Origin of the sequence: Streptomyces sp. NPDC057428, assembly GCF_042803195.1 — a bacterium.
Lineage (GTDB): Bacteria > Actinomycetota > Actinomycetes > Streptomycetales > Streptomycetaceae > Streptomyces.
The window spans coordinates 1-9,368 of sequence record NZ_JBHVCT010000141.1 but is presented as its reverse complement, the minus strand read 5'-3'; the positions used below and the strand labels follow the sequence as shown (position 1 = coordinate 9,368).

Below are 9,368 nucleotides of genomic sequence, written 5' to 3'. Positions count from 1 at the left end.
CTAGTGACACGCCATCTCGGCGTGCTCACAGGCATTTTCGCAGGTCAACCCACATATTCGTGTCCTAGTCGGCACTGCTAACTGCGGAACTCAGGCCCTGGCGCACCTGCCTTCCGGGCACTTTCACGCCAACGCGGCCTGGCTCACTCTGTGGGCGATGACCTACAACCTGCTGCGGGCCACCGGCTCCCTGACTTCCGCCTTCCACGCCAAGGCCACCACCGCCACCCTCCGCACCCACCTGGTCCAGGTTCCCGCCCGGATCGCCCGCTCCGCGCGACGCATCACCTTGCACCTGCCGCACAACTGGCCCTGGCAACACGCCTGGACACACCTGTTCGCCACCGTCCACGGGCCACCCGACCCGGCCTGACAGCCTCTGACCACCCGCCCGCCAGGGCCTGACCGAAACCGAACCTGTGGAAAAGCTGGGCAGACCAGCGGCTACAACCTGCCCATGCCCAACCGTCGACCTGAAACCGGCTCGAAACCGGTCAGAAGATCGCTCCCCAAATCACGTCGGTGGATCAAGGCTAAGCAACCCAACCGCAGCCCCGCCGACCAGCCCGCAGCAGGGGCTGGTCGGCGTCTCCCGATGATTGGCGGTCACTCGCCGTCTACGGCATCCGGATCGCGCAGTGGTCGCAAGCCTCCGGGCAGGTCGGGGAGCTGGAAGGAGTAGCGGCCGAGCATCTCCTTATCTGGACACCTTCGCGTTCTTCGCAGGCATGGCCGAGTCCGAGCGCGAGTACATCCGGGAGAAGTCCCTCGAAGGCCAGGCCTCCGCCCGCGAACGCGGCCGGCATGGCGGACGCCCCAAGGTCGTCGACGACGACATGGCCGCATACGCCCGCAGCCTGCGGGCCAACGGCGTGCCCGTCCCCGAGATCGCCCGCAAGCTCGTCATCACCTCGGGCAAGAACCAGGGCAAGCGCCCCTCGGTCGCCACCGTCTACCGCATCCTCGCCGAGGACGAAGCGGAGAGCTGAACAGCCGTCAGGGATTCAAGATCAACTCATTGCCCCTTTGACCCGTATCTCGGCGATACCCCCACTCCCCCCACAACCGTCACGCAGCGTGCATGCTCCACGGGAAGTGAGCCAGAACCCGACTTCGGGAGTCACTTGAGCGAGTCCCGGATTCGAACGGCTTCCGCTTCGTGGCATCCCGGGAAGCAATCGCCTGGGGCCTCTTCCCCCGGGCGCCGCCGGAGGAGGAGAGACCCTCTTGATGCCACCAAGTTGTTGTGGAGAGCTCTTGCCCTAGCTGGATCAGGCTGTGGGGCGACGGCGGGCGCGGAGGAGATGGACTCCCTTCACGGCGTAGCCGGCGCCCACGAGGACGAAGCCAGCGAGGCCGAGCCAGAACCAGGATTCTGAGGCCTCGAGACTCAAGTACGCACCGCCCAAGAACAAGATGCTGCCGATCGAGTCCACCAGATCGAAACGTGCCTTGGTCCGCACTCCAGAGTCGAGTTCGCGTAGTCGGCGGATGACGGAGACGAGGCCGAGGAACTGCAAGAAGGTCAAGTTGAGAAAGATCCACTTGAACCAGTCGGGTATATCCACGGCGCGCACTGTATCGCTAGCCCGGAACCCTGGAAAATCGCGCGCCACCAGGAGTCGTTCGCGGCGTCGTGCACGGCGTCGTGCACGGCGTCGTTCGTGGAGGTCGGGTTGCTCATGGGGCTCGGTCCTGTCGGAGTACACACAAACGCGTGTGGCTGACTGTTGATCACTCGGGGAGCCGGCCCGGCTACCCCTTGGTCGCGCCTGACGTGCCGCCGCGGACGAAGTGCCGCTGGAAGGCGAAGAACACCAGGGCCACGGGGATGATCATGAGCAGGGTCGCGGCGAGTTTGAGCGGGTACTGGTTGCCCGAGCCGAGCTGTCCGGAGACGAGTGAGGCGACCCCGGTGGTGAGGGTGTTCAGTTCCGGGCTCTGCCGGGACACGATGAAGTGCCCCAGTTCGTTCCATGACCCCTGGAACGACAGGATGGTCAGGGTGAGCAGTGCGGGCCGGGCCATCGGCAGCACGACGGACCAGAAGGTCCGGAAGGTGCTCGCGCCGTCGATGCGGGCAGCTTCCTCGACGCTGACGGGGATCGACTCGAAGAACTGCTTCATGATGAACACGCCGGCGGCGTCGGCGAGAAGCGGGACGATCATCCCCGCGTAGGAGTCGTACATCCCGACCTGGTTGAGGACGAGGAATTTCGGGATGAGCAGTACGACGCCGGGCACGGCCATGACCGCGATGACGGCGGCGAACAGTGCGCCCCGGCCGGGGAAGCGGAGCCGGGCCAGTGCGTATCCGGCGAGGGAGTCGAAGAACACGCGGCCTGCGGTGACGAGCAGGGCGACAACGACGGAATTCGCGAACCAGCGCGAGTAGTCCGCCTCGGCAAGCCGGCTGAAGGCGGCTGTCGTGAAGTGGTCCGGCCACAACGACAGCGGGTTGTTGGTGGCGTCCGCATCGGTCTTGAAGCTCGTCGCGAGCTGGACGAGGAAGGGGTAGATGTACAGCAGCGCGACGACGATGAGCGCGGTGTAGCCGAGCGCGCGAGTGAGGCCGCCGCGCCACGTGCGGTTGCCTCTTCCGCGGGTCGCGTGCGTGCCGTCTGCGTGCCCTGCCGTGTGTGTGTCGGCGAGCTTGGGATGTGTGCTCATCGCGTGCCTCTGTGGACGTCGGCGGTGGCCGCCGGGCGGCTACGGTGGGTGGGCGCAGTTGCGTCGGTTCCGGGTGGTGGGCAGGGGACCGTTGCGGCGGTGCGGGGCATCAGGTCGTCCCCGCAGTCGGGCCGGACCCGGAGCGGGCCGCTTTTGCCGCGCGCCGGGTGGTCGCCCTGGCACGGGCCTCGTCCTTGTCACGCAGGACGAACCGCTGCAGCAGTGTCATCGCGACGATGATCGCGAAGAGGATGAAGGCGATGGCGCTGCCCTGTCCCCACTCGTTGTCGGTGAACGAGGACTGGTAGGAGAGGAACGCGGGAGTGAGTGTCGTCTTCGCCGGTGCGCCCTTGCTCATGACGTAGATCTGGTCGAAGACCTGCCAGGAGCCGATGAGTCCGAGGGTCAGTACGAGGAAGAGGGTCGGCTTGAGCATGGGCAGCGTGACGTGGCGGAACCGCTGCCAGCGCCCGGTGCCGTCGATCTCGGCGGCCTCCTCGACCTCGACGGGGATGTCCTGGAGTGCAGCGAGGAACATGAGCATGAACGTGCCCGCCGTCGTCCACACGACCAGGGTGATGATCGCGCACATGGCCACACTGGGCCCGGAGACCCAGTCCCACAGGGACAGGCCGCCGACGGTGGTGTCGGCGAGTGCGAAGGGTGGCGCGTCGGTGTTCACTCCGAAGGCGCCGAGGGCCAGATGGATGACGCCACGAGGATCGGCGAACCAGGACGGTCCGTCGACTCCTATCTTCGCCAGCAGTGAGTTGACCACGCCGCTGGAGGAGAAGATGAACAGGAAGACGACCGAGATCGCGACCGAGCTCGTCACCGACGGGAAGTAGTACGCGGTGCGGAAGAATCCTTTCCCTTTGAGCCGTCTGCCGTTGACGAGGAGAGCCAGGCCCAGCGCGAGAGCGGTCTGCAACGGGACGACGAAGAGAACGTAGTAGGCGTTGTTGCGCAGGCTCGTCATGAAGTCGCTCTGCGCCAGGCCGGGTTCGGTGACGATCTGCTCGTAGTTCTGCGCGCCGGCGAAGTGCACGCCTGCCGAGAAGGGGCTGCCCTGACCGTTCCAGTCGGACAGGCTCACCCACAGCGCCATGACAATGGGCACGACCAGGAAGAGCCCGAGCACGACGATGACGGGTGAGACGAACAGCCAGCCGGCGAGCCCTTCGCGCCCTCGGATACCACCGCGGGGAACCCGGGTGGGGCGGCCTCCACCGGCCGCCTCGGCACCGTTTGCACCGGTTGCCTTGCGCGGACCGCGCAGTACGGATGACGAGGCGGGGGCCACGTCGGTGCCGGCCGTCCGGACCGTGGCCGGGCCGCTGCCCGGGCCCTTGGCGGGCCCGGGATTCGGTTCACTCATCGCAGGTTCACTCTCGTTCTAATCGTGTCCGGACTTCCGGGTTACTGGCCTACGACCGCCTGCACGTTCTTCTGGAGTCGCTTGAGGATCTGCTTCGGGTCGGCGCCCGGCAGAGACTGAAGGCCGGTGTCGAAGTCGGCGAGCACCTGGTCGATCTTCGCGACGTTCACCGGGGCCTGGGCATACGCGGCGCCGTCGATGAATGCCTTGTCCTGCGGGAACTGGGCGACGTACTCGGCCTGAACGGACTGCCGCGACGGCATCACGCCGATCGCCTTGGCGAAGGTCAGCTCGGCGTTCTTCGCGGTCATCGCCTTGACGAAGTCGATGGCTGCGGCCTTGTGCCTGCTCTTCGCCGCGATGCCCCAGCACTGCGTGAAGGCGAGCGTGCCCTTCTTGCCCGCAGGGCCCGCCGGCAGCGGAACCGTCTTGTACTCGACGTCCGGGTAGTCGCTCTTCATGGCTCCGGCGATCCAGTTGCCCTCGATCGTCATGGCGGCCTTCTGCTTGCCGAAGGCTTCGCCCGGCCAGCCGGAGTCGAGCTGCTTGGGGTACTTGGCCGAGCCGTCGGCGAGCAGCGACTGGACGAACTTCAGGGCCTTGAGGTTCTCGGGAGAGTCCGCGGTGACCTTGGTGGCGTCCTTGTTCGTCAGCCATCCGCCGGCCTGGACCATGAAGGCACCGATCCGGTCGCGCGTGTCGCCGAGTGCCAGGCCGACCTGCTTGCCCGTCGTCAGCTTCTTCGCCACGGATGCCAGCTGCGGCCAGGTGGTGGGGATGTCGGCATCGGTCAGACCGGCCTTCTCCCACGCCGTGGTGTTGATCTGCAGGCCGAGCGTGGAGAAGTCCTTGGGGGCGCAGTAGAGCTTGCTCTTGTAGGTGAACGCCTGACGCAGAGCGGGGTAGAAGTCGTCCTTCCCCGGGAAGCTGTCGCCGTACGGCTCGAGGCTGCCCGCGCTCGCGTACGTCGCGAAGCGGGATGCGTCGACGTAGAAGACGTCCGGCGGGTTGTTCGAGGCGAAGCCCTGGCCGAGCTGCTGGCCGATGTCCTGGGCCTGGGTGACGGTGGCCTTGTTGCCGGACTTCGCCGCCCAGGCGTCGGAGGCGGCCGTGACGGCCTTCGTCTCTGCGTCGCCGCTGGAGCCGATGAGGACTTTGATCGAGGCGGGGCCGGACGAGGCCTGGCCGTCTGCCTTGTCGGTGTCGTCGAACCCGCTGCCACCACAGGCCGACAGACTGAGCGACAGCAGCACGGCGCCACCAACTGCCCAGCGGGTACGCGGATTTCTCATGATAAATCTCCTTGCAGAGACCGGCCTGAAGAGCCGGTGACAGCGGGGGGCCGCGTCCCGTCAGCCGCACTGCGGCTGTGAGCGGGATCGCGGTTGTGGCCGGCCGGGGGTTCCGGGGAGCCGCCGGGCGAGGTGAAGGGAGTGCGGGTGCTGCGGGGCCGGCTCAGCCGCTGGCCCGGACGACGAGCCGGGGCGGCAGCAGGATCGGGGTGGGCGGGACGCCCAGCGGTTCGGGAGTCGCCAGCAGTTCCTGGAGCATCCGCAGGCAGGCGGCGGCCGCCTCGTCGTAGGGCTGTGCCACGCTGCTCAGGCCGACGACCGCCGCGGTCGGGGAGTCGTCGAAGCCGACCACCGCGACGTCGGCCCCCGGACGCAGCCCGCGCGCGGTGATCTCGGTCCAGGCCCCAAGCGCCAGCGAGTCGCTCGCGCAGACGATCGCCGTCGGCGGACTGGGCAGGTCGAGCATCGCCGCGGCGGCCGTGCGGCCGGTGTCGAGCCCATCGAGGACGCCCACGTCGTAGCCGGCCAGGACGTCGATCCCCGACGCTGAAAGGACCGCGGACCAGCCGCTGCGCCGGTCGTCGCCGACCTCTGATCCATCCGGTCCTTCCGGCCAGCCGAGGAACGCGATCCGCTGATGCCCGCTCTCGATAAGGTGCCGGGTCGCGGCGAGGGTCCCTTGCGCGCCGTCGACATCGACCCAGCCATGCCGCTCGGCGGTCTCGGGTTCAGTCCCCCAGGGCCGGCCGAAGGTCACGAACGGCACCCGGCGCTCGGCGAGCCACGCCGTCCGGCGGTCGCCGGCGTGTGTGGCGTGCAGGACGAATGCGTCGACGTCGTGGTCGTCCAGCAACTGCTCGTACAGGGAGCACTCATGGTCGTCGTCGGTGGCCGTGAACACCACGATCCGGTAGCCGGCCTCCTGGGTACGGGCGGTCAGCGACTGGAGGAACTGGGCGAGCACGGCGCCGCTGACGCCGTCGCGCACCGGCTCGATGCGCGCGCCGATCAGACGTGAACGCCGGGTTCGCAGCGTCCGGGAAGCCTGGTTCGGGCGGTAGTTGAGCTCCTTGATGGCGGCCTGTACGCGGGCCAGGGTCTCCGGCCGGACCCGATGCGGAGCGTTGATGACGTTGGACACGGTCTGTGTCGACACGGAGGCATGCCGCGCCACGCTTTCGAGTGTTACTCGCGCCATCGCGAAGCCACCTCCGTAGGTTCACCGCGCCGCAGCGTATCCGCCTTCGTGGCGTCGCAGTGTGTTGCCGTCCCGCTTGGATTTGAACGTTAAATTTAGCGTTCCAATCGGTTACTGTGGCGATCGCCGCCCAGGCTGTCAAGAGTCGGCGCGGTCACGAACTGCCCCCACCAACGGCCCACGAGACAAAGGGCACCGGACGGAGCTTCCATGACTTCACCGCAGCGGCAGCCGCTCCTGCACGATCTCGCGGTCACCCTCGCCGCCCCGACCGTCGTGCTGTCCCGGCCGGACGGCAACCTCGACGCAGCCGCTCCCGGGGCCGCCGTGCACGGCCTCTTCCACGCCGACATACGGGCGCTGAGTCTGCTGCGCGTAACGCTGCGCCCCGACCACGCAACGTCCGGCGAGCACGCGAGGGAAGCTCCTCCCGCTGCCGGCGGGGACAGCGAGGCCGAAGGCGAGGCCAGGAACGCAGGAACACGCGCGGGCGAGGACTGGCTACCCGTCGTCGCGGTCATGAACGCGACGGACGGACCCGGCCGCAGCCGCTTCGTCGGCCTGACCCAGGCGCTCGGCGACGCCGTCCCCGACCCGACCGTCCGGATCGACCGACAACGCACCCTCACGCCCGGCCGGCTCACCGAACAGCTGACCGTCCGCTCCACAGCGACGAGCCCGGTGCATCTCGCCGTCCGCGTCGAGGTCGCCGGAGACCTCATGACACTGGAGCACACCAAGGCGGGTCTGCCGCCCTGCTCTCCTGCCGAGCCGACGAGCGAACTGCTCTCCGGCGCAGGCGTGTTGCGCTGGGGCGACGCCGCGGTCGCGGTCGCCGTCAGCGCCCCCGGCGCGACGCCCGACGCCGAGAGTTCCACCCTGACCTGGACCCTCACGGTCGAGCCCGGTGAGAACGTCGACCTGCACCTGGCCGTCGAGGTCTCCGACACGAACGCGGTCGTCACGGCCGCCGACCACAAGTCCACCTGGCATCGCCCGGACGTCACCGCCGACGACCACCGCCTGCGCGCCCTCGTCGCGCAGAGCCTGGACGACCTCCACTCGCTGCGCATGGCCACGGCCGAATCACCTGCCGACACCTTCCTCGCCGCAGGCGTCCCCTGGTTCTTCACGCTCTTCGGCCGGGACAGCCTGTGGGCCGCACGGATGCTCCTGCCGCTCGGAACCGACCTCGCACTGGGCACCCTGCGCACCCTGGCCGCCCGGCAGGGCACCCGCACCGATCCGGCGACAGAGGAAGAGCCCGGCAAGATCCTCCACGAGATCCGGCGCGGACTCTTCGACGACGGCCAGGGTCTGCGCCTGCCGCCGGTCTACTACGGCACGGTCGACGCGACCCCCCTGTGGATCTGCCTGCTCCACGACGCATGGCGCTGGGGCCTGCCCGCCGCCGACATCGAACCGCTGCTGCCGGCGCTCAAGGCGGCACTCGGCTGGATCGACGCCGCAGCCCGAACCGGCAACGGATTCCTGTCCTACATCGACCACACCGGAGCCGGACTGGCCAACCAGGGCTGGAAAGACTCCGGCGACGCCGCCCGGTATGCCGACGGCCGCCTCGCCGAAGCCCCCCTCGCTCTCGCCGAAGTGCAGGGCTACGCCTACGAGGCGGCCCTCGCCGGCGCGGCGCTCCTCGACGCCTTCGCGCTGCCCGACGGCGAACACTGGCGGACCTTCGCAGCCGACCTCGCCGACCGGTTCCGCGCCCGGTTCTGGGTCTCCGACCAACAAGGGCCCTACCCCGCCATGGCACTTGACGGCTCGGGCCACCCCGTCGACGCCGTCACGAGCAACATGGGCCACCTCCTGGCCACCGGCATACTCAACGCCGACGAGACCGCCGCCGTCGCCGCACGGCTCGCCGCTCCCGACATGTCCGACGCCTACGGGCTGCGCACGATGTCCTCCCGGTCCGGCGGCTTCGGCCCGCTGCGCTACCACTGCGGCGCCGTCTGGCCCCACGACACCGCCATCGCCGTCGCCGGCCTCGCCCGCACCGGACACCCCGAAGCCGCCGCCCGGCTCATCGAGGGCATCCTCGCCGCGGCGCCCGCCTTCGACTACCGCCTGCCCGAACTGTGGGCCGGCGACGCGCGCACGGACACCCCTGCCCCCGTCCCCTACCCAGCGGCCTGCCGGCCACAGGCCTGGTCAGCGGCAGCGGCCATCGCCCTCATGACCGCCCTGACCGGACTGGAGCCCGACGTACCCGCCGGCCGCCTCCACCTCCGGCCGACAGGCCCACTCCCCGTCGGCGCACTCACCGTCGCAGGACTCACCGTCGCGGGAGAACGGCTCGACATCGCCGTCGGCACCGACGGCCGGATCGAATCGGTTACGGCACCTGCGGGACTGATCGTGGAGGAACACACGGCGCCGCGCTCCTGAGGATCACGCCGGCCAACCGGTGCCACGACCGGTACGGCCGCCGACGGCGACCCGGCGGCGGCCGTACCGCCAACGGCAGGACCCAGTTGCCCAGCCCGAGCAGCGAGGACCCTCGCAACTCGGGCTGGGCGACCGACGGGTCGGCAGGGCGGTCCACGGTCGGCCCCAGGACCGGCGTTGGTACTGGTGGGCTCGCGTATTCAACTGTCGCCAGTTCTCGTCCTGGGCTGGGGATGGGTGACGCTCCGTGGCCGAAAAGGTTCACTTCCTCGGAAGACGCCTCGACGGTGTGAGCGCTGCTGTTTTAAGATCATGCGCACGCATCGCGTGTCCCTCTCTGTCAGCCTTGGGTGAGACGCCCCGCTTCGTCGGGTTAGCCTGAGAGGGCACGACAGGAGAACCACCCCCTCATGACCAGCAC

General features: G+C 68.8%; 8 protein-coding genes. 3 read left to right on the top strand and 5 right to left on the bottom strand.

Annotated elements, in window-relative coordinates:
* Window positions 1-13 precede the first annotated feature (13 nt).
* Together ACFU5K_RS30040 and ACFU5K_RS30035 are read left to right on the top strand one after the other, a co-directional pair.
* Window positions 14-373 carry a transposase gene (locus ACFU5K_RS30040; RefSeq protein ID WP_384067306.1) on the top strand — a complete coding sequence of 120 codons (360 nt, stop codon included), beginning with the start codon at window positions 14-16 and terminating at the stop codon, window positions 371-373.
* A gap of 355 nt (window positions 374-728) precedes the next feature.
* Complete coding sequence (locus ACFU5K_RS30035; RefSeq protein ID WP_384067308.1) at window positions 729-989, top strand: hypothetical protein; 261 nt, start codon at window positions 729-731, stop codon at window positions 987-989.
* A 282-nt stretch (window positions 990-1,271) separates the two neighbouring features.
* Here ACFU5K_RS30035 and ACFU5K_RS30030 read toward each other — a convergent pair whose 3' ends face one another.
* From ACFU5K_RS30030 to ACFU5K_RS30010, 5 genes are all read right to left on the bottom strand, one after another.
* Window positions 1,272-1,568: a hypothetical protein gene (locus ACFU5K_RS30030; protein ID WP_384067302.1), complete on the bottom strand. Its 297-nt coding sequence runs from the start codon at window positions 1,566-1,568 to the stop codon at window positions 1,272-1,274.
* Between the two features lie 187 nt (window positions 1,569-1,755).
* Window positions 1,756-2,670, bottom strand: coding sequence for a carbohydrate ABC transporter permease (locus ACFU5K_RS30025; protein WP_384067299.1), 915 nt, complete (start codon window positions 2,668-2,670; stop codon window positions 1,756-1,758).
* Between the two features lie 109 nt (window positions 2,671-2,779).
* Window positions 2,780-4,048 (bottom strand): carbohydrate ABC transporter permease, encoded by a 1,269-nt coding sequence (locus tag ACFU5K_RS30020; RefSeq protein ID WP_384067296.1) that lies wholly within the window; start codon window positions 4,046-4,048, stop codon window positions 2,780-2,782.
* Window positions 4,049-4,089: 41 nt separating this feature from the next.
* Window positions 4,090-5,340: an ABC transporter substrate-binding protein gene (locus ACFU5K_RS30015; RefSeq protein WP_384067293.1), complete on the bottom strand. Its 1,251-nt coding sequence runs from the start codon at window positions 5,338-5,340 to the stop codon at window positions 4,090-4,092.
* Window positions 5,341-5,503: 163 nt separating this feature from the next.
* Window positions 5,504-6,538, bottom strand: a complete 1,035-nt coding sequence (locus tag ACFU5K_RS30010; protein WP_384067290.1) for a LacI family DNA-binding transcriptional regulator — start codon at window positions 6,536-6,538, stop codon at window positions 5,504-5,506.
* Window positions 6,539-6,748: 210 nt separating this feature from the next.
* On the opposite strand from ACFU5K_RS30010, the gene ACFU5K_RS30005 reads away from it, so the two are divergent.
* The gene (locus ACFU5K_RS30005) at window positions 6,749-8,947 is read left to right on the top strand and encodes a glycogen debranching N-terminal domain-containing protein (RefSeq protein WP_384067287.1); all 2,199 of its coding nucleotides are present in this window, start codon (window positions 6,749-6,751) and stop codon (window positions 8,945-8,947) included.
* Window positions 8,948-9,368 lie beyond the last annotated feature (421 nt).